This is a genomic window from Gammaproteobacteria bacterium (genome assembly GCA_016712635.1).
Classification (GTDB): domain Bacteria; phylum Pseudomonadota; class Gammaproteobacteria; order SZUA-140; family SZUA-140; genus JADJWH01.
In genome coordinates this window covers 1-22,350 of the sequence record JADJQS010000007.1, presented here as the reverse complement: position 1 = coordinate 22,350, position 22,350 = coordinate 1, and the positions used below count along the sequence as shown (strand labels likewise).

The window sequence follows — 22,350 nt, the reverse complement described above, 5'->3', positions numbered from 1 at the left end:
GCGTGAGGCGTGAGGCGTGAGGCGTGAGGCGTGAGGCGTGAGGCGTGAGGCGTGAGGCGACAAGAGCATGGCCGCTTCATTTTTCCTGTCAACTACTATGTAAATTCAATTTTTTGTTTTGCCCCCTAACCCCTAACCCCTAACCCCTAACCCCTCACGCCTCACGCCTCACCTGACCCTCAGGTTCTAGGCAGCGTCACCCCGCGCTGTCCCTGGTATTTCCCGCCGCGGTCCTTGTACGAGGTCTCGCACTCCTGGTCGGACTCGAAGAACAGCACCTGCGCCACGCCCTCGTTGGCGTAGATCTTCGCCGGCAGCGGCGAGGTGTTGGAGAACTCCAGCGTCACGTGCCCCTCCCACTCCGGTTCGAGCGGGGTGACGTTGACGATGATGCCGCAGCGCGCGTAGGTCGACTTGCCGAGACAGATGGTCAGCACGCTGCGCGGGATGCGGAAATACTCCAGCGTGCGCGCCAGCGCGAAGGAGTTCGGCGGGATGATGCAGACGTCGGACTTGACGTCGACGAAGCTGTTGGAATCGAAATTCTTCGGATCGACCACCGCCGAGTTGATGTTGGTGAAGATCTTGAATTCGTCGGCGCAGCGGATGTCGTAACCGTAGCTCGAGGTGCCGTAGGAGATCACACGGCCGCCGCGGTGCTCGCGCACCTGCCCGGGTTCGAACGGCTCGATCATGCCGTGCTTCTGCGCCATCTCGCGGATCCAGCGGTCGGACTTGATGCTCATGGGGTGCCTGCTCCCTGGTTTGGTGTCAGTTCTGCTCGATCACGATGCTCGGGATTTTCGCGCTGTAATCCTTCGCCAGCAGCGACAGCCTGGCAGCGACGCGGCGCGCGATCTCGCGGTATCCCTGCGCGATCCTGCCCTCCGGGTCGGTGGCGACGCTCGGGTTGCCGTTGTCCGCCTCGGCGCGGATGCGCGGATCGAGCGGCAGCTGCCCGAGCAGGTCGACGTTGTACTGTTCCGCCATGCTCTGCCCGCCGCCGGAGCCGAAAATCGCCTCCTCGTGGCCGCAGTGGCTGCACACGTAGATGCTCATGTTCTCGATGATGCCGAGCACCGGCACGTCCACCTTCTCGAACATCTTTAAGGCCTTGCGGGCGTCGAGCAGCGCGATGTCCTGCGGCGTGGTCACGATCACCGCGCCGCTCACCGGGATCTTCTGCGCCAGCGTCAGCTGGATGTCGCCGGTGCCGGGCGGCAGATCGATGACGAGATAATCCATCGGCTGCCAGTTGGTGTCGCGCAGCAACTGCTCCAGCGCCTGCGTCACCATCGGGCCGCGCCAGATCATCGGCGTCTCCTCGTCGATCAGGTAGCCGATCGACATCGACTGGATGCCGTGCGCGATGATCGGTTCCATCGACTTGCCGTCGCGCGACTTCGGCTGCTCGTGCGCGCCGAGCATGCGCGGCTGGCTCGGTCCGTAAATGTCGGCATCGAGGATGCCGGCGGTCGCGCCTTCCGCCGCCAGCGCCAGCGCCAGGTTGACGGCGGTGGTCGACTTGCCGACACCGCCCTTGCCGGAGGCGATGGCGATGATGTTCTTGATGTTCCTGAGCGGCTTGACGCCCTTCTGCACCGCGTGCGTGATCACCTTGGTGCCGATCTCGACCGCCGCCTCCCTGATCCCGGGCACCGCCAGCACACGCTCACGCACGGCCTGCGCCAGGGCGGCATGATAGCCGCGGGCGGGGTAGCCGAGCTCGAGGCGGATTTCGGCCTTGCCGCCGCTCACGGCGATCTTCTTCACCACTGCGGCGGAGACCAGATCCCGCTTGAAATAGGGATCGATATACTCCTTGAGCGCGGCCTCAACCTGCGCTTCGGGCGTTTGCATGACTGCTACCTCCTTTGCATCCGGCGCCGTTCTCCGCGCGCGGCAAATAAGCCAGGCGCTGCATTCTACACCAAGGCGCCCGCGGTTGCCGGTGCGCACGCGCCGCACGCGGCCGCCGGATGTGACCATCCCGCGCCCAACTGGGTTATAATAGCGCGATTTATCACCAGCCCCGGGCTGAAAAACTCAAAAAACCCCACGCCATGTCCAGCCATCCGCCCCGTCCCACAGCCCGGAAGATCCTCGTCACCAGCGCGCTGCCCTACGCCAACGGCTCGATCCACCTCGGGCACCTGGTGGAGTACATCCAGACCGACATCTGGGTGCGCTTCCAGAAGATGCGCGGGCACGAATGCCACTACGTGTGCGCGGACGACACCCACGGCACGCCGGTGATGCTGCGCGCCGAGCAGGAGGGCATTGCGCCGGAGCAGCTCATCGCGCGCATGCAGCAGGAGCACCTGCGCGACTTCACCGACTTCGGCATCGGCTTCGACAACTACTACTCGACCAACTCGGAGGAGAACCGGGTGCTGTCGCAGGAGATCTACCGGCGGCTCAAGGCGCGCGGCCTGATCGAGGTGCGCACGATCGAGCAGTTCTTCGACCCGGTGAAGCAGATGTTCCTGCCCGACCGCTACATCAAGGGCGAATGCCCGCGCTGCCACGCGGCGGACCAGTACGGCGACGCCTGCGAACGCTGCGGTGCGACCTATGATCCGACCGAGTTGATCAACCCGGTGTCGGCGATCTCGGGCAGCACACCCGTCAGGAAGGAATCGGAGCACCACTTCTTCCGGCTGGGCGAGTGCCGTGACTTCCTGCAGGACTGGGTGCGTCACGGCCGCCGGCGCGGCAACCCGCCGCTGCAGGATGAGGCCCACAACAAGCTCGAGGAATGGTTCGACGCCGGCCTCAGGGACTGGGACATCTCGCGCGACGCGCCGTATTTCGGTTTCGAGATCCCCGGCGCCCCCGGCAAGTTCCTCTACGTCTGGCTCGACGCGCCGGTCGGCTACATGGCGAGCTTCCAGGACCTGTGCCGCCGCCGCGGCCTCGACTTCGACGCCTTCTGGGCGGCGGACAGCGCGGCGGAGCTCTACCACTTCATCGGCAAGGACATCCTGTATTTCCACGCGCTGTTCTGGCCGGCGACGCTGCACTTCTCCGGCTACCGGACCCCGGACCGCATCTTCGTGCACGGCTTCCTGACCGTGAACGGGCAGAAGATGTCCAAATCGCGCGGCACCTTCATCACGGCGCGCTCCTTCCTGAACCACGTCGATCCCGAATACCTGCGCTATTACTTCGCCGCCAAGCTGAACGAGCGCATCGAGGACCTCGACCTCAACTTCGACGACTTCACCGCGCGCGTGAACAGCGACCTGGTCGGGAAATACATCAACATCGCCAGCCGCACCGCCGGCTTCATCAGCGACCGCTTCGGAGGCGCGCTCTCCGGCCGCCCCTCCGGCGACGGCGCCGCCCTGCTCGCGCGCATGCAGGGCGCGGCGGAGGGCATCGCCCGCGCCTACGAGGAGCGCCGCTACGGCGAGGCGGTGCGCACGATCATGGAACTGGCGGACCAGGCCAACGCCTACATCAACGACCGCCAGCCCTGGCGCCTGGTCAAGGATCCGTCCTCGCAGGCTGAGGCCCAGGAGGTCTGCAGCGCCGGCATCAACGCCTTCCGCCTGCTGACCCTGTACCTGAAGCCGATCCTGCCCCGCATGGCCGCCGCGGTGGAGGATTTCCTCGCCGTCCCGCCGCTCGCGTGGCAGGACGCGGCGGAACTTCTGGCCGGGCACATCATCAAACCGTATACGCATCTCGCCAAACGGATCGAGCGTGCGCAGATCGACGCCCTCATCGGGGAAAACAGGGCGCAACTGCCGGCTACGGGGGGAGAGCCGCAGAGCGAGACACGCCACGGAGCGGCCCGGCAGCACGATAACCCTCCATCGCCTGAGACAATCAGCATCGATGACTTCACCCGCATCGACCTGCGGGTGGCCCGGATTCTGGCCGCGGAGGATGTCGAGGGCGCCGACAAGCTGTTGCGCCTGACGCTCGACATCGGCGGCGGCGAGACGCGGCAGGTGTTCGCGGGGATCAAGGGAAAGTACCCGGCAGCCGAACTGATCGGACGCCACACCGTCGTGGTCGCCAACCTCGCCCCGCGCAAGATGCGCTTCGGCGTATCCGAGGGCATGGTGCTGGCGGCAGGACCGGGCGGAAAGGACCTGTGGCTGATCCAGCCCGACGCGGGCGCGCAGGCCGGCATGCGGGTGAAATAGGACGACGGAGACCTGGCGGGCGGAATCGACCGGACGGATTCAACACGCAGCGGCCACAGTCTTATAACGGGAATTTATAGCGGTCTTCGCCTGGATTATATGCATATTCGATTAACGGGCCCTTCCGAGATCAGATAAAATGCACACACCGATGAAGTCAGCGTCGATCCTCCTCCCTCCGCCATGACCGAGTACGTCCTCATCCTCGTCAGCACCGTACTGGTCAACAACTTCGTCCTGACCAAGTTCCTCGGCCTGTGCCCGTTCATGGGGGTGTCGCGCAAGCTCGAGACCGCCGTGGGGATGGGACTTGCTACCACCTTCGTGCTCACCCTGTCCTCGGTGTGCAGCTACCTGGCCGACACCTACCTGCTCGCGCCGCTGGGGCTGGAATACCTGCGCACCATCACCTTCATACTGGTGATCGCCGCCGTGGTGCAGTTCACCGAGATGGTGATCCACAAGACCAGCCCGCTGCTGTACCAGGTGCTTGGCATCTTCCTGCCGCTCATCACCACCAACTGCGCGGTGCTCGGCGTCGCCCTGCTCAACGTGAAGCAGGAATACGGTTTCCTGGAATCCGCCGTCTACGGCTTCGGGGCCTCGGTCGGCTTCTCCATGGTCCTGGTCCTGTTCGCCGCCATGCGCGAACGCATCGCGGTGGCGGACATCCCGTTCTCCTTCCGCGGTCCGCCCATCGCGCTCATCACTGCCGGCCTCATGGCGCTGGCGTTCATGGGCTTCACCGGGCTGATCAGGGAGTAGGCGCGCATGCTCGCCGCCATCATCGCCCTCAGCGTCCTCGCGGTCGTATTCGGCCTCACCCTGGGCTACGCCGCCATCCGCTTCAAGGTGGAGGGCGATCCGCTGGTCGACCGCATCGACGCGCTGCTGCCGCAGACGCAGTGCGGCCAGTGCGGCTTCCCGGGCTGCCGCCCCTACGCCGAGGCGATCGCCGGCGGCAAGGCCGACATCAACCAGTGCCCGCCCGGCGGCGAGGCCACCATCCTGGCGCTGGCCGACCTGCTCGACCGCGATCCCAAGCCGCTCAATCCGGAGAACGGCCAGGAGAAACCCAAGACCGTGGCGATCATCGACGAGGCGCGCTGCATCGGCTGCACGCTGTGCATCCAGGCCTGCCCGGTGGACGCCATCGTCGGCGCGGCGAAACACATGCACACGGTGATCGCGGAGGAGTGCACGGGCTGCAACCTGTGCGTGCCGCCCTGCCCGGTCGACTGCATCGACATGGTGCCCGTCAAGCAGAATATCCAGATCTGGAAGTGGCCCTACCCCGAACAGAAGACGGCGGGACAGGCGTCGTGACGGGGGCCATCAAGCGCCGCCTGTGGTCATTCCACGGCGGCATCCACCCTGCACAGCACAAGGTCGTATCGACCCATCTGCCGATCCAGCCGCAGCGCCTGCCGCAGCGTCTGGTGCTGCCGCTGCACCAGCACATCGGCGAGCCGGCGGAGCCGGTGGTCAAGGCGGGCGAGCGCGTGCTGAAGGGACAGCTGATCGCCCATGCCAGCGGCTACGTCAGCGCCCCGGTGCATGCCTCGAGCTCGGGCGTGGTGACGGGGATCGGCGAGGCGCCGATCCCCCACCCCTCCGGACTGTCCGCCCCCTGCATCGTCATCGAGCCCGACGGCGAGGACCGCTGGGCGGAGCGCCTGCCGGTGGAGAACTACCGCGAGCTCGCGCCGAGCGCCCTGCGCAACATCATCCGCGAGGCCGGCATCGTCGGCCTCGGCGGCGCCGGGTTTCCCTCCTACATCAAGCTCAACCCCGGCCACCACAAGTCGATCAAGACGCTGATCCTGAACGGCGTCGAGTGCGAGCCGTTCATCACCTGCGACGACATGCTGATGCGCGAGCGTGCGGCCGAGATCCGCGGCGGCATCGAGATCATCCGCCACGCCCTGCAGGCGGAGGAATGCCTGATCGCCATCGAGGACAACAAGCCCGCGGCCTTCGAGTCGATGCGCACGGCCGTCGCGGGCATGGACAGGGTCGAGGTGGTGCGGGTCCCGACCCTGTACCCCCAGGGCAGCGAGAAGCAGCTGGTCAGGGTGCTGACCGGAAAGGAAGTGCCGCGCGACGGCCTGTGCCTGAACGTCGGCGTCGTCTGCGTCAACGTGGGCACCGCCGCCGCGGTGCACCGCGCGATCCATCTCGGCGAGCCGCTGGTCTCGCGCATCGTCACGGTCACCGGCAGCGCCGTCGGCCGGCCCTGCAACATGGAGGTGCTGATCGGCACCCCGATGAACGAGCTGATCGCCCAGTGCGAGGGCGCCGTCGAGCGCATCGAACGCCTGATCATGGGCGGACCGATGATGGGCTTCGCGCTGCACCGGCCCGACCTGCCGGTCATCAAGACCACCAACTGCGTCCTGGCCGCCACCGCCGCCGACCTGCCCCCGGTCAGGCCGGTGATGCCGTGCATCCGCTGCGGGGCCTGCGCCGACGCCTGTCCGGTGAACCTGCTCCCGCAGCAGCTCTACTGGTATTCCAAGACCAAGGACCTGGACAAGGCGCAGGAATACGACCTGTTCGACTGTATCGAATGCGGCGCCTGCTCCTACGTCTGTCCCAGCAACATCCCGCTGGTACAATACTTCCGCTACGCCAAGGGGGACATCTGGACGCGTGAGCGCGAGAAAGAGAAATCCGACCTCGCGCGCCAGCGCCATGAGAGCCGCCAGAAGCGGCTGGAGCGCGAAAAGGCGGAGCGCGAGGCCAAGCGGCAGCAGAAGAAGTCCGCCCTCGACGCCGCCGCCACGGCCGAGCGCGGACAGGCACAGGCGGCCGCGGCCATGCAGCAGGCCGAGTCGCGCCGCGACGCGGCGCTGCAGGAGGCGGAGAAACGCCGCGGCGAGGGCTGGCCGGGGCGCAAGGACGGTGCCGACGCTCCTCCGCGGGAGAACGATCGCGAATCGAACTAGACGGACGCCGCCGGCGCGCGTCCGCGCAAAATAACAACAAACATGCCACTCACTACATCGACCTCCCCGCACGTCAGGTCTCCGGCCTCGGTCACCGAGGTCATGCTGCAGGTGCTGCTCGCCCTGGTCCCCGGCATCGGGATCTACATCTGGTTCTTCGGCTGGGGGCTGGTGATCAACATCGTCATCGCGGCGTGCGCGGCGCTTGTCGCCGAATCCGCCATGCTGATGATCCGCAAGCGCCCGCTGCGACAGTATCTCGGCGACTGCAGCGCACTGGTCACCGCCGTGCTGCTGGCGCTGGCGCTGCCCCCGCTGTCGCCGTGGTGGATCACCGTAATCGGCGTGTTCTTCGCCATCGTGGTCGCCAAGCAGTTGTACGGCGGACTCGGCTTCAACCCGTTCAACCCGGCCATGGTCGGCTACGTGGTCCTGCTGGTCTCCTTCCCGGTCCAGATGACCAGCTGGCTGCCCATCAGCACCTTCAGCAGCTATGACATGAGCTTCCTCGAGGTGGCCGCGTTCATCTTCGGCGGCCAGCTGCCGCCCGGGCTCACCTTCGACGCGCTCACCGAGGCCACGCCGCTCGACACCCTGAAGAACAACCTGGGCCAGGGCAACACCGTGACCGAGATCCGCGCCCAGCTCGGCCTCGACGACGTGACCAGCCTGCTGCTCAGCGTCATCCCCATCTTCGGGGCGATCGGCGGCAAGGGCTGGGAATGGGTCAACGCGGGCTTCCTGCTCGGCGGCCTGTGGCTGATCTACCGGCGCATCATCGGCTGGCACATCCCGGTCGCCATGCTCGGCTCGCTGGCGCTGATCTCCGGCGCGTTTGCCCTCTACGATCCCGAACACTACGCCTCGCCGATGTTCCACCTGTTCAGCGGCGCGGTGATGCTCGGCGCGTTCTTCATCGCCACCGACCCGGTCACCGCCGCCGCGAGCGCGCCCGGCCGACTGGCCTACGGCGCCGGCATCGGGATCCTGTTGTACGTCATCCGCGTGTGGGGCGGCTACCCGGACAGCATCGCGTTCTCCGTGCTGCTGATGAACATGGTCGTGCCGATCATCGACGACCGCTTCAAGCCCCGCGTCTTCGGGCACGGCAGGAAGTAGCGCCCGTGCTGCTGCGTCACATGGCCATGACGGCGGCTATCCTCGGCGCGTTCGCCGTCGCCGGCACCACACTCGTGGCGCTGACCGAGGAAGACACCAAGGTACTCATCGCGCAGAACGAGCGCGCCTCCCTGCAGCGCAAGCTGAACGAGGTCGTCCCGCGGGCCGCCTACGACAATGACATTACCGCCGATACCACCCTCGCCGCCTCGAAGCCGCTGCTCGGCAGCCCCAAGCCGTTGACGGTGTACCGCGCGCGCATGGAGGGCCGGCCGGTCGCCGCGGTGCTGGAGACCGTGGCGCCGGACGGCTACACCGGGGCGATCAGGCTGCTCGTCGCCGTGCGTTATGACGACGAGTCCCTGCTGGGCGTGCGGGTAATCGAGCACCGCGAAACCCCCGGCCTCGGGGACTGGATCGATTCGGAGCGCTCGGACTGGATCTCGCATTTCGCCGGCCATTCGCTCTCCGATCCGGACGACCTGGGCTGGCGGGTGGAAAAGGACGGCGGCATCTTCGACCAGTTCACCGGCGCCACCATCACCCCGCGCGCGGTGGTCAAGGCGGTGCATAACAGCTTAAAATACTTCCAGACACACAAAGACGAATTGTTCCGAACCACGGAGGCCGCCACCGGCGCGCCGCAGGAGGGGATCGAACATGGCACAGAATGATTTCGCCACCATCACGCGCGACGGGCTGTGGAACAACAACCCGGCGCTGGTGCAGATCCTCGGACTGTGCCCGCTGCTCGCGGTGACCAACTCCACCGTCAACGGCATCGGACTCGGCCTCGCCACGATGATGACGCTGGTGGTCACGAACGGCCTCGTTTCGATCATCCGCAACTGGGTCACCCCCGAGATCCGCATCCCGGTGTTCGTCCTCGTGATCGCCTGCGTGGTCACCGTCATCGAGCTCGGGATGAACGCCTACTTCCACGAACTCTACAATGTGCTCGGCATCTTCATCGCGCTGATCGTCACCAACTGCAACATCATCGCGCGCGCCGAGGCGTTCGCCTCGCGCAACCCGCTGCTGCCGTCCTTGCTCGACGGCTTCATGATGGGCACGGGCTTCCTGCTCGTGCTGGTCGCGCTCGGCGCCTTGCGCGAGATGATCGGCTTCGGCACCCTGTTCGCCAATGCGCACCTGATGTTCGGCGAGGGCGCGCGCGACCTCACCCTGCACCTGGGAGAGTACAAGGGCATGCTGCTCGCCGTCCTCCCGCCCGGCGCGTTCATCGGGCTTGGCCTGCTCATCGCGCTGAAGAACGCCATCGACCGCAGCCGCAGGGAACGCAAGGCAGCGCCCGTCGTCGCCGCGGCGCCGGAACCGCATGCCGCCTGACCGGGCGTTCGCCGCGAACCGCTGACCCGGCGATCGCATGAACGCACGGCAGCGCCGCGCCATATTCACGCGCCTCAGGGCGGCCAATCCCCGGCCCACCACCGAACTCGAGTACGCCACCCCGTTCGAGCTGCTGGTCGCGGTCATCCTGTCCGCGCAGGCCACCGACAAAAGCGTCAACAAGGCCACCGCCGGCCTGTACCGCGCCGCGCGCACCCCCGCCGCCATGCTCGCGCTGGGCGAGGCGGGGCTGAAGGAGCACATCAAGAGCATCGGGCTGTTCAACACCAAGGCGGGCAACATCATCAGGACCTGCCGCCTGCTGATCGAACGGCACGGCGGCGAGGTGCCGCGCGAGCGCGCGGCGCTGGAGGCGCTGCCCGGCGTGGGCCGCAAGACCGCCAACGTGATCCTCAACACCGCCTTCGGGGAGCCCACCATCGCGGTCGACACGCACATCTTCCGGCTCGCCAACCGTACCGGCATCGCGCCCGGCAGGAACGTGCTAGAGGTCGAAAAGACCCTGCTGCGCGCGGTCCCGTCCGAGTTCCGGCGCGACGCCCATCACTGGCTCATCCTGCACGGGCGCTATGTCTGCACCGCGCGCCGCCCGCACTGCGCGGACTGCATCATCGCGGACCTGTGCGAATTCCCGCACAAGGAGACGGACGCGCCTCCAGGCGGCGCGGCCGCCACCACGGCCCGCGTGTCGAAGCGGGCCTGAACCGGAGGCGCCATGCTGTACAGCAACGACCGGGAACAAATGCGGCGGGTATATATAGAGTCATGGCGGAAACACCTGGACGGCCGGCCGCTCTCGCCGCTGGAACACCGCGTCGCGCAGGTGGTCGCCGAACACCCGGAATACCACCGGCTGCTGGACAGCGCACAGCTCGACCGCGACTATCCGCCCGAGACCGGCGCCCCCAACCCGTTCCTGCACATGGGCATGCACATCGCGCTGCGCGAGCAACTCGCGACCGCCCGCCCGGCGGGGATCGTGGAACTCCATCGCGCCATCCTGCACGGCGCGGCCTCCGCGCACGACGCCGAACACCGCATGATGGACTGCCTGGCGGAGGCCCTGTGGCAGGCGCAGCGCACGGGCGCGGCGCCGGATGAGGCGGCCTATCTCGACTGCCTGCGCAAGCGCGGCGTGGCCTGAAGGCCGCCGCGGCGGCCCTCAGGCGAAGACGCCCGCCACCCAGCGGCCGACGGCGAAGGTCGACACCACCACGATGAGCGCAATGGCGAGGTGCTCGCCAATCACCTTCCAGGCGGCCACCCCCTGCGACCGCGCGATCAGGTAGCTCAGCGCGCTGATCACCCCCAGCCCCCATACCAGGCTGACCAGCACCGCCGTGCCCGGTTCGAGCAGCAGGACCGGCACCAGGAAGGAGAGCGCCATGATGAACTTGGCGCAGAACGTCGTCACCGTGGCGAGCCAGATCTCGCGCGCGGTATGGCTGTTGCGCGATTCCTCCGAGATATGGATGCCCAGCGCGTCGGACAGGGAATCCGCGATCGCGATGGTGACGATGCCGCCGACGATGACGGGCGTCGAGTGGGTGCCCGCGTGCAGGCCGATCATCAGCCCGAGCGTGGTGATCACCCCCGAGGTGAGGCCGAAGCTGATCCCGGCGTTCATGGATTTCCGCATCATGCCGTCCATGACGTATCTCCCCCGACCGGCTCAGACGTGATCGAAAAAGAACATTTGATAAAGCAGAATGACGATTTCGATCACGATCAGGATGACGATGTACCACTCCACGCGCAGGTTGCGGCGCGCCTGCAGGATGCTGAGCACGGTCTCGGCGGTGCGCGAGATCAGGTCCAGTTTGCGTTCGAGCGCCCGGTAACGCTCGCGCAGCTCGTACTCGGTCTCGAGCCGGGCGTAGAGGCGCTCCAGCTCCGGGTGGTCCCACAGCAGCTCGGGTTTCTCGCTGACCTCGATGCGGCCGACCATCTCCTGCTGGTTGAGCAGCACCTCGCCGATATGGACCAGCAGTTCACCCGGCCTCTCCCAGCGCGTCCGCGGCCGGATCAGGCGCCGCGCGAACGGCTCGACCAGGTCGAAGCTGCGCGCCGTGCGTGATTCGTAGTACTCGAGCACCAGGCTCCTGGCGAGCACCTCGGCGACGAGCTGCAGGTGCTGCAGGCTGACCGCGGCCAGGAACACCTCCCCGCCCTGGACGGTGTCGCCGCGCCCGGGGTCGATCCGGATCAGCACCTCCTCGCGCTCCGGCTGCGGGTGCGGCTCGACCAGGCAGGGGCGCAGGTATTCGATCAGGGACTCCTCGTCCGGCGCCGTGACATTGAAGAAGACCACGGCGCCGTAGCGGAACACGACGGCGCAGCCGTGCCCGCCGACGCGCAGCGTCAGCGGCGCCAGCGCGAGCACCGCGCGCTTCTCGAGCGCGCGCACCTGGATGCGCGCGCCGAGGTAGAGCGCCCGCACCGGGATCGTCATCAACTGGCGCAGGGAAAACTCGTCTTCGCTGGTCATGGCCTGGTCACTGGCGTCCGGGAAGCGGCGCACCGGCGGCGCGCCGGGCCGGCCGTTCGGGCGATGATACCAGAATCCGGACGGCGCGCCGCCTCGGCAGCGGGGCGAGTCTGCGGTAGAATACACGGCACGAACGAAAGGGATCATCCGATGAAATTCAGCGCGGCGGACTTCAGGGCCTGGGAGAACAAGTCGATCACCCTGCTCGGCATGTCGGGCGTGGGCAAGACCCACCTGTCCGACCTGCTCATGCAGGACCACTGGTTCCACTACTCGGGCGACTACCGCATCGGCACCCGCTACCTGGACGAGGCTATCCTCGACAACATCAAGCTCAAGGCGATGGAGGTGCCGTTCCTGCGCGACCTGCTGCGCACCGACTCGATCTACATCAACAACAACATCTCGGTGTACAACCTGCAGCCGGTGGCGACCTTCCTCGGCAAGCTCGGCGACCCTGAACAGGGCGGTCTGCCGCTGAAGGAGTTCAAGCGCCGGCAGGAACTGCACCGGCTGGCGGAGATCGCCGCCATGAAGGACGTGCCGGATTTCATCCGCAAGGCGCAGACCATCTACGGCTACAAGCACTTCATCAACGACGCCGGCGGCAGCATCTGCGAGCTGGACGATTCCGGCGTGATCGAGGCGCTGAGCCGTCATACGCTGATCCTCTACATCAAGGCGAGCGAGCGCGACGAGCAGCAGCTCATCCGCCGCGCCGTGAGCGACCCCAAGCCGCTGTACTACCGCGAAGCCTTCCTCGACGAGCAGCTCAGGATATACATGGAGGAACAGGGCATCGGCTTCGTCGCGGAGATCGTGCCCGACGACTTCGTGCGCTGGATCTTCCCCAGACTGTTCTACGCGCGCATCCCGCGCTACGAACAGATCGCGGCGCAGTACGGCTACACGGTCGGCACCGACGAGCTCGCCGGCGTGCGCGACGAGGCGACCTTCCTGCGCCTGGTGGAACGCGCCATCGACCGGCGCAACTGACTGTTATCGCCATGACACGGGACGGATAGACGCATGCCGCTGGTCGCAAAATCCAATCTCCCCACCTTCGATTACCTGAGGCGGGAAGGCGCGCGCATCCTCACCAGCGAGGAGGCGCAGAGCCAGGACATCCGCGAACTGCACATCGGGCTGCTCAACATGATGCCGGATGCCGCGCTGCAGGCCACCGAGCGGCAGTTCTTCCGCCTGGTGGGCGAGAGCAACCAGATCGCGCAGTTCATCATGCACACGTTCACGCTGAAGGAGCTTGCGCGCAGTGCGCAGGCGCAGGACTACATCGACACCTACTACGACTCCTTCGCCCAGCTCAAGGCGGACGGGCTGGACGCGCTCATCATCACCGGCGCCAACGTGACCCAGCCCGACCTCGCCGCCGAGCCGTTCTGGGAGCCGCTCATCGAGGTGATCGACTGGGCCGCCGAGCATGTCACGTCGATCTTATGCTCCTGCCTCGCGACGCACGCCGTGCTGCAGTTCCGCCACGGCCAGCACCGGCGGCGCCTGCCGGCGAAGCGCTGGGGCGTGTATCCGCACCGCGTGGTGAACGCGCGCCACCCGCTGGTCGCCGACGTGAACAGCCTGTTCGACGTGCCCCATTCGCGCTTCAACGAGATCGGGCGCGACCAGTTCGAGGCGGCCGGCCTGCAGGTTCTGGTGGAGAGCGACGTCGCCGGCGTGCACCTCGCGGTGAGCGATGACCTGTTCCGCTTCGTCTACTTCCAGGGGCACCCGGAATACGACACCATCAGCCTGCTCAAGGAATACAAGCGCGAGGTGAAGCTGTACGCCCAGGGCCTGCGCGCGGACTACCCGCCGTTTCCGGAGCATTACTTCACCGACAAGTCACAGGCGATCCTCGAGGAATACCAGGACCGCCTCGCCACCGCGCAGGCCCGCGGCGAGCCGGTGCCGGAATTCCCCGAGGACCACGTCCGCCCGGCGCTGCACAACACCTGGCACGACACCGCCGAGGCGGTCATCGACAACTGGATCGGCAAGGTCTACGAGGTCACCCACCACGACCGCAAGCTGCCGTTCAAGGCCGGCATCGACCCGGCGGATCCGCTGGGGTTGCGCGAAAAGCGCTAGACACCGTCAGGATGAAACCCGGCGTTATCCGGAATTCCCCCTGCGCTGCCGCTCAAGAAATCCGTCCAGGAGTCTGATGACCGTCACCGGGCCGGCTGCGCCGTCCGGAAACCCCGCAGCGCCGACCACCCCAGCGATACGAACAGCGCAAACACGAGCGCCTGCGTCGCCGCGAAGGGCAGTTCCTGCTGTGTCGGCGCCAATTGCACGAGCATGGGTGTCCTGGCGAAGAGCTGCACGACCAGCACGAAGACATTGAGATAGAGCGCCGCCACGGCGGTAATGACGTACGTCGCCCGCCAGCCGCCCGCCAGTTCTTTCCAGTAGTACGCCATCAGACAGACGGCCAGCACCGCGAGCGATATTGTCCCCACGACATGTGCCGGCGTGACTGCCGCGGACGGAAAGCCGAATCCGCTCACGCTGGTGATGATCGTGGTCGCGAGGAACAGCGCGGCCCAGCCCTCCAGCCGCGCCCCGGCCATGAGTCCGCCCACGACAACAAGTCCCGCGATGATCCCCAGGACACTGATGACGACATGGAGCAAGGTGAACATCGGCAGATCGAACAGCATGGCATCCTCCCGTGATGGCCGTGAGCGCAATCCCCGGCGCGAACCTCCCTGTGAAGCAACAGGGGAGGAATTCCTCCCCTCATCGCCAGTTTATACCGCGCACGCCATGTCCTGGCCGCAGCACATCGGCGATTTCACCTTGCCGTGCCCGCCCGGACATTCCGAGACGTGTACCGACTTGCCGTCGGCCGTGGTGATCGTGCCATGATTGAGTTCCTTGCCGCATTTGCCGCACGTCATGCTGCCGATCGACATGCCGCACTTCTTGCACGTGTACCCCGCCATGATCGCACCTCCCGTTAAGTCGTGGAAAAGACCGCCGCCCGCAGGATGGAACAGGGATACTGTACTGCTTTTCCGCTCCGGCCCCAACTATCCCGACATTGCGCCGGAAGAAGGCTGACGGAACGATCTGCCGGACCAGGCGCCCGGCGGAATCTTCGCACGCATCGCCTTTCTGCGATCCAGCCTGCGCCCGTCGGCGATGAAGGTGCCGTCGCCAACGGCATGCAGGGTGCGCTTTTCCTTACGGTCATTGTCGATATACGCCATCATGCCCTCGAGGACGACGATATTGTGTTTCCTGACGATATCGATGACCTTACATTCGATGTTGGCGAGGCACTCCCGGATCAGCGGCGCCCGGACGTGTTTGCCCTTCACCGGCGTCAACCCGAAGCGCGCGAACTTGTCCGTGTCGGCGCCGGAACAGGTCCCCACGTCGACGACCGTGTCGATCAGATCCACCGTCGGAATCGCGATGACGCACTCCCGCGTCTTCTTCAGCGCGGCATAGGAAAAGTTCCAGGGACCCGTGGTGATGGCGAACAGGGGCGTGAAGTCCATCACCATGGCCCAGGAGATAGTCATGAGGTTCGCCTTCTTCCCGTCGTGGGTCGTAATGAACACGACCGGGCCGGATTCCATCAGGGTGAAAGCCTTGCCGATCGGTATCTTCTTCATTGCCCTGCACCTCCAATGCCGGCCATCGTAGCATTATGGCCCGGATGAAGCGCAGCGGAATCCGGGGAGCTTATAAAAACACCTAGCGATACCGTGGTCTGTCCCCGATTTTCACGGACGTATTTACCCTTCGCCGGCGTCAACCCGAACCGCGCGAATTTGTCCGTATCGGCGCCGGAACAGGTGCCCACGCCGACGACCGTGTCGATGAGGTCCACCGTCGGGATCGCGATGACGCACTCCCGCGTCTTCTTCAGCGCGGCATAGGAAAAGTTCCAGGGACCCGTGGTGATGGCGAACAGGGGCGTGAAGTCCATCACCATGGCCCAGGAGATGGTCATGATGTTGGCCCTATTCCCGTCATGGGTCGTCACCAGGACGACCGGGCCGGATTCCATCAGGGTGAAGGCCTTGCCAATCGGTATCTTCTTCATCACCTCACCCTCTCGCTCATAGATGTAGCCCGGATGGAGCGAAGCGGAATCCGGGAAGCTTATAAGCTATCTCGCAAAATTAAGGGCTCCGACCCCTTAATGCCGTCCGCGGATGCTCATTCCCGCCATCCGGTCCTGAAATCTAATTCATTGAGCATATTGAAATTATTGATGCAGCGAATACCCATAGCGCGGCAAACATCAGGAACCCTACGATTTGCTCTCGTCCGACTTGGCTTCGACACCTCGGTGGAAACGATGGTCCGATTGCCAAGGTCAGCTTTAGCATACGCGATGAGGAAAGGGTCTCGCCCAATCTTTTCGATTTCATCTTCCGTCAAATCTGAGGCGTATCCAGTCGCCGTGACAAATGCGACCACCGGGATCGGCGTCTTCGGACAGCAGCAGCGCATCCCGAACTTTGGGTCTTGCGGCCCATTCCGAAAGTTCGTCGCGACTCCCATCCGCTCTTCGCGCCTCCTCAAACTCCTCATAGATCTCGAGCGGCACTTTGATTTTTCCAATATCACCCTGATTCTGTAGCCAATCCCAAAACTCTGGGACGCGCTCGAACTGAAAATAGTCGCGCTTCGCATCAATTAGGGTATTGGCGTCAAGAAGATAAAGCATCGCTTCTAACCCAAATTGGGCTCACTGAACATCTTCTCGACCTTCAGCGCCCGAACGCCCAAAACCGTCGCTGCCCGGGTGGTCGAAAGCTCACCCGACCTAAGTAGGCGTTGAGAGGCATCCAGGAGCGCAGTCCCAACTCGATACCGATTTAGGATGTAGTAAGATGGCCCGCCTTCGCTACTTCGATCTTTCGCCTTCTGCTTCTTTCTCTCAGCCCCAGCGCTCAAAGAAAAACGTCCAAGTTGTTCAAACTGCTGGCGATCAATCGCATTCTGTTGCAACAACCGAAACGCGAGGAGTCGAGAACTTACCTTCCAAGTTGTGGCAAAGAAATCAATGGCCTTGATAGAACTGTCCCGATCTGCTAGTGCATCGTAATTAAATCGCGCCCTCAGTTCAGCCTCGGGCACTAAAATCTCAGATGCGACCTCATTGCAAAATTTTTCAATGGCCCGGTCATAGGTACCGCCGCTAATGCCAGTTTCACCAAGCCATATATGTGCTAACTCATGAAGTAAAGTGACAGACCAAGCAGCTTTTGCGTCTTGATCATTTATTACAACAAACGGGGCAATGTCATCCGATAAGGCAAATCCCCGGAAGACTTCAGTGCTCAGAGTTGTGTGGTGGCTACCTAGATTTCCAAGGAGCAGCGTGAAGACACCGATATTTTCAACTCGAGAGCGTAAGTACTTGAATGCTTCCGGCTGGCTCCGGAACTGTCGATATTGCTCTCGATCAAAATCAATTGACTGTTGAATCCTATCAACGAGCCCTGGTGCGCCATTTTGAGATCATAGGAACCAACGAAACCAAGCGGTTCCCGCTCCTGCGCCGAGACCAAGGCATCTTTAACGATTTCTTGTCTCGCGTACGTTTCGAACCAAGGCATCAACAAGCGCATTTTGCGAGGGTTCAACCGCATGCGTTAGGTGCGAAAGTCCTCCTCGGTTACCAGCGAGTGGTGGTTCGCTCAGATAGAAGGTCAAAAGCGGTCGCCGATACTGCTTCGCCATTTTGACGAGCAGGGGGCGAGAGGGCTGCCGCAGGCCCGCTTCGTAGGCATGTAACTTCTCGATGCCGGACGCTGTTTTGGAATCTGCAAGTGCAAGTTTCTTGGACGCCGTGGCGACGTCAAATCCTGCGGATTTTCTTGCCCAAATAAGGATTTGTGGGTTTATCTCTGGCATGTATGATTCCGAAGAATGCGGCCCTCGTGCCTCAAGAAGTCCATTCTACCTAGGATCGGCGAGAGGGTATCCATCGAGCCGCCCAACGTTCAGCATCAGCCGCGCGCGGATTGATGTGCGTCGGCTGCATGCTGGGGTTAGGCATGTATTCGCCTGGAATTCCGAGCTGTAAGCTGTGCCCGTTCATGCTTTGGCGGTATCAATTGGAACGCGGCGCACGGCACGTGCCCGAACGGAAAGCTCTTGGTTTGACCACGAGAACTCCTCGTAGACCGAGCGGATCGATACCTCGGCAGATGATTCGAATTGACTCGCCATCCTCGTCGAGTGATCGACGAACGCGACAGTGTTCTCGTAGTACTTTGCATGCTCTTTGTCTACATTCAAGGATTTAATGACTTTCACCAAATCGCCGGAACGCGTGTGTCTCCAGTGCCGCGGCCAATCCAGCACATAGTCACCCCATTGCGCAGGAACGGGGTCTTTCAGATGCTGGTCAAACTCGAGAACAATCGCTTGGGAATCGTCTGGTCAAGGAAAGTCTTGCACACGCCCGCGCCAATAGCTCTCTGTCCACGTTCCAGTCGAGCGGCGTCAACCAAGGGAACGCCCAGAAAGATGCTGTTTCCACTGTCGAGGACAGCGTCCCCCATTGACACCGCACCTCGGAGCGGTAGTCCCACTTCCAGTCCGTGACAGATCAGATCATTGCATACATCAAGAAAGTTATCGCAGGGGACTGGCCTAACAGCCCACCCATTCGCCGGGTCTTGGGCAAGCAGATCGAGTTCACCGGCATCCATGGACCGCGCCTCCGGCCATGTTCGATTTGCCCACAGCAGGATTGAATCGCTAGCGTAGGCACCGTGCGTCTCGCTAAAGATGAAAACGTCGCCATCAGCAGTCCAATAAGGGGCTTCTTGAAACTTCATTTCGCCAAAGACACGCTGTGCCTGCTGCTTGCGGTAGTTAACTGCGCCGATAAGCGCTTCATAGCGCGCCCGCATTTCGGCCAAACCAATTGCCCTGAGCTTTTGCTCGAATCCGAGTACGTCGAAGAGTCCAACTAGAAAGCCGTGAGTCATCGCCGCCAAGTTTCGTACATGCCTAACAGTTAATTAGACGGAATCGTTGATATTGGTGATAGGCCGATTCCGTATAGCACACCTCACCCATCCCCAACCCCTTGCTCCCCAAGATATCAACTCTATCAAACACAGCGTCGCGATACGTTGGCACATCACACCTGGCTTCCTGATTCGCACACCCGGTCGCCCGCTGCAAGCCAGAGAATTGACGACTACTTTATATAGGAGACCTCTTCATCACAAGGATAGCGGACATAACCCGACGGGGGTAATGACTTTGTATTATTACAACGCGAGCGTCACCCGCCTGATCCCGTCATCCCCCGCCACCCCGCTGATGCGGAAGCCCAGCGCCGCGGCGAGGGCGAGCATCTCGGTGTTCTGCGCCAGTACCTCGCCCTCCATGGTGTCGAGGCCGCGCACGCGCGCGATCTCGATCAGGCGCTGCATCAGGCGGTGGCCGATGCCCTTGCGGTGCCAGGCGTCGGCGACGACGATGGCGAATTCGCAGGAGCGGCGGTCGGGGTTGACGACGTAGCGCGCCACGGCGACCTCGCGCTCCTGGCCGCCCTGGCTGACGACGGCGATCAGCGCCATCTCGAGGTCGTAATCGATCTGCGTGAAGCGCACCAGCATCTCCGGGGTCAGCTCCTGCAGGCTCTGCATGAAGCGCAGGTATTTTGCCTCGGGTGACAGTCCGCGCACGAACGCCTGCTCGATGCGCGCATCCTCGGGGGCGGATCGGCCGCAGCGTGACATCGGTGCCGTCGGGGAGCTGGTAGGAGAGGGCGAGGTCGGCCGGATAGGGGTGGATCGCCATGTGGGCGTAGGGCCGCGTGGCCGGCGCGGGAAAGGCGACGCGCACGCGCGCATCGAGCGCCAGCACACCGCGGTCGTCGACCATCAGCGGGTTGATGTCGAGTTCGCGCAGTTGCGGCAGCTCGCACACCAGGTCCGACACGCGCCGCAGCAGCGTGACCAGCGCAGCGATGTCCGCCGGCTTCATGCCGCGGAAGGCCTGCAGCAGTCCGTACACGCGTGCGCCGGCGATCATCTCGCCGGCGATGAAATCGTTGAGCGGCGGCAGCGAGACGACGCGGTCGCGCAGGATCTCCACCATGGTGCCGCCGGCGCCGCAACTGATCGCGGGCCCGAACACGGGATCAGACACCACGCCCACCAGCAGCTCGCGCGCGTTCGGATTGCGGTACATCGGCTCGATGGTCACGCCGCGGATCGCCGCCTCGGGTCGCTGCCGCCCGACCGACTCGACCAGGTCCTTGAAGGCGTGACGCACCTCCGCCGCACCGGCGACGTCGAGGCGCACGCCGCCGACGTCGGACTTGTGCGAGATCTCCGGTGAATCGATCTTGAGCGCGACCGGGAAGCCGAGGTTCTCCGCCACCACCAGCGCCTCGTCGGCGTCGCGCGCCGCGACGGTGGGCACGACCGGGATGCGGAACGCGCGCAGCAGCGCCTTGGCCTCCAGCGGCGTCAGCACCTCGCGCCCCTGCGCCAGCGCACCCTCCACGATCAGGCGTGCGCCCTCGACGTCCGGCGCCTCATGATAGGAAAGCGGTCCCGGCACCTGCAGCAGCAACTGCTGGTTGCGGTGATAGGCGGCGAGATAGGAGAACGCCTCGACCGCCTCCTCCGGCGTGTCGAAGTGCGGGATCCTGTGGCGCGAACAGCGCCTGCGCATCCTCCACCTGGGTGTCGCCCATCCAGCAGGTCAGGACCGGTTTCGCGCTGTCCGCCGCGGCCTCGACCACCGCCTGCGCGGCCTCGAGCGGATGCGTCATCGCCTGCGGCGTCAGCATGGCGAGCACGCCGTCGACCCCGGCATCGGCGAGGCAGACTCCGACCGCCTGGCGATAGAGTCCCGGTCCCGCGTCGCCGAGCAGGTCGATCGGGTTGCCGCCCGACCAGCGCGCGCCGAGCGCCGCACCGAGGTCACGCGCGGTCGCCTCGCCCGGCGCCGCCAGCGCGACATCCTTCTCCGCGGCGCGGTCCGCCGCCATGACGCCGGGGCCGCCGCCGTTGGTGACGATCGCCAGCCGGTTGCCATACGCGTGGGAACCGTCCGCTGGCGAGGATCCCCGCGGCGGCGAACATCTGCTTGACGGTATAGGCGCGCACGCGCCGGCGCGGCGCAGGGCCGCGTCGAACACGTCGTCGCCGCCGACCAGCGCGCCGGTATGCGACAGCGCCGCGTGCGCGCCCTCGCCGTGGCGCCCGGCCTTGATCACCACCACCGGCTTGAGGCGCGCGGCCGCGCGCAGGCCGCTGAGGAAGTTGCGCGCGTCGTGCACACTCGATGTAGAGCAGGATGCCGCGGGTGGACGGCGTCGAGCGCGAGGAATCCGAGCAGGTCGCCGAAATCAACGTCGACGGCATTGCCGAGCGAGACCACGGCGGAGAATCCGACCTCGCGCGCCTGCGCCCAGTCGAGGATGGCGGTGCACAGCGCGCCCGACTGCGAGACCAGCGCGAGCTGCCCGGACGGCACCTGGTTGTTGCTGAAGGTTGCGTTCAGCCCGTGGCGCGGGACCATGATGCCGAGGCAATTCGGCCCGACCAGGCGCACGCCGTGCGCGCGCGCGGCGTCGCGCACCTGTTCCTCCAGCGCGCGCCCGTCCCCGCCGATCTCGCCGAAGCCGGCGGACAACACCACAGCGGCACGCACACCGGCCTCGCCGCACTGGCCAATGATGCCGGGCACGGTGGCCGCGGGTGTCGCGATCACCGCCATATCGACCGGCGCTCCGACGGCGCCCAGCGCGGGATAGCAGCGGAGGCCCTGCACGGTCTCGTACCTGGGATTGACCGGATAGAGGCCGCCGGCGTAGCCGCCCTGCCGCAGGTTGCGCAGCACGATCTCGCCGACCGCCTCCGCCCGCTCGGTGGCGCCGAACACGGCGACCGACTGCGGGTCGAACAGGCGGTCGAGGTAGTGGGGGCCCATATAAAAGACGGTGAGGAGTGAGGCGCCAGGCGTGAGGAGTCAAGTATGAATCGCGTCCGGATTTTCGCCTAACGCCTCACACCTCACCCCTCACGTTTTACTCCGGCCACTCCAGCGTGTAGTCGAATGCGGCCGTGCGCGCCTGGCCGGCGCAGGTGAACGTCACCTCGATGCGCCAGTCGCCGCCCATAGTGTATTCGGACGATGCGCCGGTGTAGACCCCGCCGCCCGTGTCTCCCATGGTCACGACGGTATTGTCGCTCGACATCTCCATACCAGGCATGTGTTGCCGGAATGTGACGACGCAACCTTC

The 22,350-nt window shown here is 64.8% G+C and carries 24 protein-coding genes and 2 pseudogenes; 11 read left to right on the top strand and 15 right to left on the bottom strand.

Translation table 11 applies throughout. From position 1 onward, the window contains the following. Positions 1-179: 179 nt before the first annotated feature. Both IPK65_09760 and apbC read right to left on the bottom strand, forming a co-directional pair. Positions 180-746 carry a dCTP deaminase gene (locus tag IPK65_09760; GenBank protein ID MBK8163409.1) on the bottom strand — a complete coding sequence of 189 codons (567 nt, stop codon included), beginning with the start codon at positions 744-746 and terminating at the stop codon, positions 180-182. Between the two features lie 25 nt (positions 747-771). Further along, entirely contained in the window at positions 772-1,860 is a 1,089-nt protein-coding gene (gene apbC / locus IPK65_09755) for an iron-sulfur cluster carrier protein ApbC (protein ID MBK8163408.1), read from the bottom strand. A 203-nt stretch (positions 1,861-2,063) separates the two neighbouring features. Here apbC and metG point away from each other — a divergent pair, with 203 nt between their 5' ends. The 9 genes from metG to IPK65_09710 all read left to right on the top strand — a co-directional run bounded on the left by metG (position 2,064) and on the right by IPK65_09710 (position 10,739). Then, positions 2,064-4,157, top strand: a complete 2,094-nt coding sequence (gene metG, locus IPK65_09750) for a methionine--tRNA ligase (GenBank protein ID MBK8163407.1) — start codon at positions 2,064-2,066, stop codon at positions 4,155-4,157. Between the two features lie 183 nt (positions 4,158-4,340). After that, positions 4,341-4,922, top strand: coding sequence for an electron transport complex subunit RsxA (rsxA, locus tag IPK65_09745; protein MBK8163406.1), 582 nt, complete (start codon positions 4,341-4,343; stop codon positions 4,920-4,922). Positions 4,923-4,928: 6 nt separating this feature from the next. Then, entirely contained in the window at positions 4,929-5,483 is a 555-nt protein-coding gene (gene rsxB / locus IPK65_09740) for an electron transport complex subunit RsxB (protein ID MBK8163405.1), read from the top strand. Between the two features lie 8 nt (positions 5,484-5,491). Continuing rightward, the gene (rsxC, locus tag IPK65_09735; GenBank protein MBK8163404.1) at positions 5,492-7,105 is read left to right on the top strand and encodes an electron transport complex subunit RsxC; all 1,614 of its coding nucleotides are present in this window, start codon (positions 5,492-5,494) and stop codon (positions 7,103-7,105) included. A gap of 42 nt (positions 7,106-7,147) precedes the next feature. Continuing rightward, positions 7,148-8,224, top strand: a complete 1,077-nt coding sequence (rsxD, locus tag IPK65_09730; GenBank protein ID MBK8163403.1) for an electron transport complex subunit RsxD — start codon at positions 7,148-7,150, stop codon at positions 8,222-8,224. Between the two features lie 20 nt (positions 8,225-8,244). Further along, positions 8,245-8,898, top strand: a complete 654-nt coding sequence (rsxG, locus tag IPK65_09725; GenBank protein MBK8163402.1) for an electron transport complex subunit RsxG — start codon at positions 8,245-8,247, stop codon at positions 8,896-8,898. Continuing rightward, complete coding sequence (locus IPK65_09720; GenBank protein ID MBK8163401.1) at positions 8,885-9,574, top strand: electron transport complex subunit E; 690 nt, start codon at positions 8,885-8,887, stop codon at positions 9,572-9,574. The genes rsxG and IPK65_09720 overlap by 14 nt, the downstream gene beginning before the upstream one ends. A gap of 37 nt (positions 9,575-9,611) precedes the next feature. Further along, entirely contained in the window at positions 9,612-10,298 is a 687-nt protein-coding gene (gene nth / locus IPK65_09715; protein MBK8163400.1) for an endonuclease III, read from the top strand. 15 nt (positions 10,299-10,313) lie between these two features. Continuing rightward, the gene (locus tag IPK65_09710) at positions 10,314-10,739 is read left to right on the top strand and encodes a DUF1841 family protein (GenBank protein MBK8163399.1); all 426 of its coding nucleotides are present in this window, start codon (positions 10,314-10,316) and stop codon (positions 10,737-10,739) included. 18 nt (positions 10,740-10,757) lie between these two features. Here IPK65_09710 and IPK65_09705 read toward each other — a convergent pair whose 3' ends face one another. After that, on the bottom strand, positions 10,758-11,234 hold the full coding sequence (locus IPK65_09705; GenBank protein ID MBK8163398.1) for a hypothetical protein: 477 nt from the start codon (positions 11,232-11,234) through the stop codon (positions 10,758-10,760). Between the two features lie 33 nt (positions 11,235-11,267). After that, positions 11,268-12,047 carry an RMD1 family protein gene (locus IPK65_09700; protein ID MBK8163397.1) on the bottom strand — a complete coding sequence of 260 codons (780 nt, stop codon included), beginning with the start codon at positions 12,045-12,047 and terminating at the stop codon, positions 11,268-11,270. Between the two features lie 186 nt (positions 12,048-12,233). On the opposite strand from IPK65_09700, the gene IPK65_09695 reads away from it, so the two are divergent. Both IPK65_09695 and IPK65_09690 read left to right on the top strand, forming a co-directional pair. After that, positions 12,234-13,079: an ATPase gene (locus IPK65_09695; GenBank protein MBK8163396.1), complete on the top strand. Its 846-nt coding sequence runs from the start codon at positions 12,234-12,236 to the stop codon at positions 13,077-13,079. Between the two features lie 33 nt (positions 13,080-13,112). Continuing rightward, the gene (locus tag IPK65_09690) at positions 13,113-14,189 is read left to right on the top strand and encodes a homoserine O-succinyltransferase (GenBank protein ID MBK8163395.1); all 1,077 of its coding nucleotides are present in this window, start codon (positions 13,113-13,115) and stop codon (positions 14,187-14,189) included. A gap of 83 nt (positions 14,190-14,272) precedes the next feature. Here the strand turns inward: IPK65_09690 and IPK65_09685 are convergent, their stop codons facing one another. From IPK65_09685 to IPK65_09635, 11 genes and pseudogenes are all read right to left on the bottom strand, one after another. Then, a complete protein-coding gene (locus tag IPK65_09685) occupies positions 14,273-14,764 on the bottom strand; it encodes a hypothetical protein (protein ID MBK8163394.1) in 492 nt (163 codons plus the stop codon). Between the two features lie 90 nt (positions 14,765-14,854). Next, complete coding sequence (locus tag IPK65_09680; GenBank protein MBK8163393.1) at positions 14,855-15,049, bottom strand: hypothetical protein; 195 nt, start codon at positions 15,047-15,049, stop codon at positions 14,855-14,857. Positions 15,050-15,136: 87 nt separating this feature from the next. Then, positions 15,137-15,727, bottom strand: coding sequence for a flavin reductase family protein (locus IPK65_09675; GenBank protein ID MBK8163392.1), 591 nt, complete (start codon positions 15,725-15,727; stop codon positions 15,137-15,139). Next, positions 15,724-16,161, bottom strand: coding sequence for a flavin reductase family protein (locus tag IPK65_09670; GenBank protein MBK8163391.1), 438 nt, complete (start codon positions 16,159-16,161; stop codon positions 15,724-15,726). The genes IPK65_09675 and IPK65_09670 overlap by 4 nt, the downstream gene beginning before the upstream one ends. A gap of 116 nt (positions 16,162-16,277) precedes the next feature. Next, positions 16,278-16,791, bottom strand: a pseudogene (locus IPK65_09665) (DUF4411 family protein). Between the two features lie 5 nt (positions 16,792-16,796). Next, positions 16,797-17,555 (bottom strand): ImmA/IrrE family metallo-endopeptidase, encoded by a 759-nt coding sequence (locus tag IPK65_09660; protein ID MBK8163390.1) that lies wholly within the window; start codon positions 17,553-17,555, stop codon positions 16,797-16,799. A gap of 90 nt (positions 17,556-17,645) precedes the next feature. After that, the gene (locus IPK65_09655) at positions 17,646-17,984 is read right to left on the bottom strand and encodes a hypothetical protein (GenBank protein MBK8163389.1); all 339 of its coding nucleotides are present in this window, start codon (positions 17,982-17,984) and stop codon (positions 17,646-17,648) included. 183 nt (positions 17,985-18,167) lie between these two features. Next, positions 18,168-18,389, bottom strand: a complete 222-nt coding sequence (locus tag IPK65_09650) for a hypothetical protein (GenBank protein ID MBK8163388.1) — start codon at positions 18,387-18,389, stop codon at positions 18,168-18,170. Positions 18,390-18,469: 80 nt separating this feature from the next. Next, complete coding sequence (locus IPK65_09645) at positions 18,470-19,078, bottom strand: hypothetical protein (protein ID MBK8163387.1); 609 nt, start codon at positions 19,076-19,078, stop codon at positions 18,470-18,472. 279 nt (positions 19,079-19,357) lie between these two features. After that, positions 19,358-22,037: pseudogene (locus tag IPK65_09640) on the bottom strand (GNAT family N-acetyltransferase). Positions 22,038-22,134: 97 nt separating this feature from the next. Then, the coding region (locus IPK65_09635) for a FixH family protein (GenBank protein MBK8163386.1) at positions 22,135-22,350 on the bottom strand (216 nt) is incomplete at its 5' end.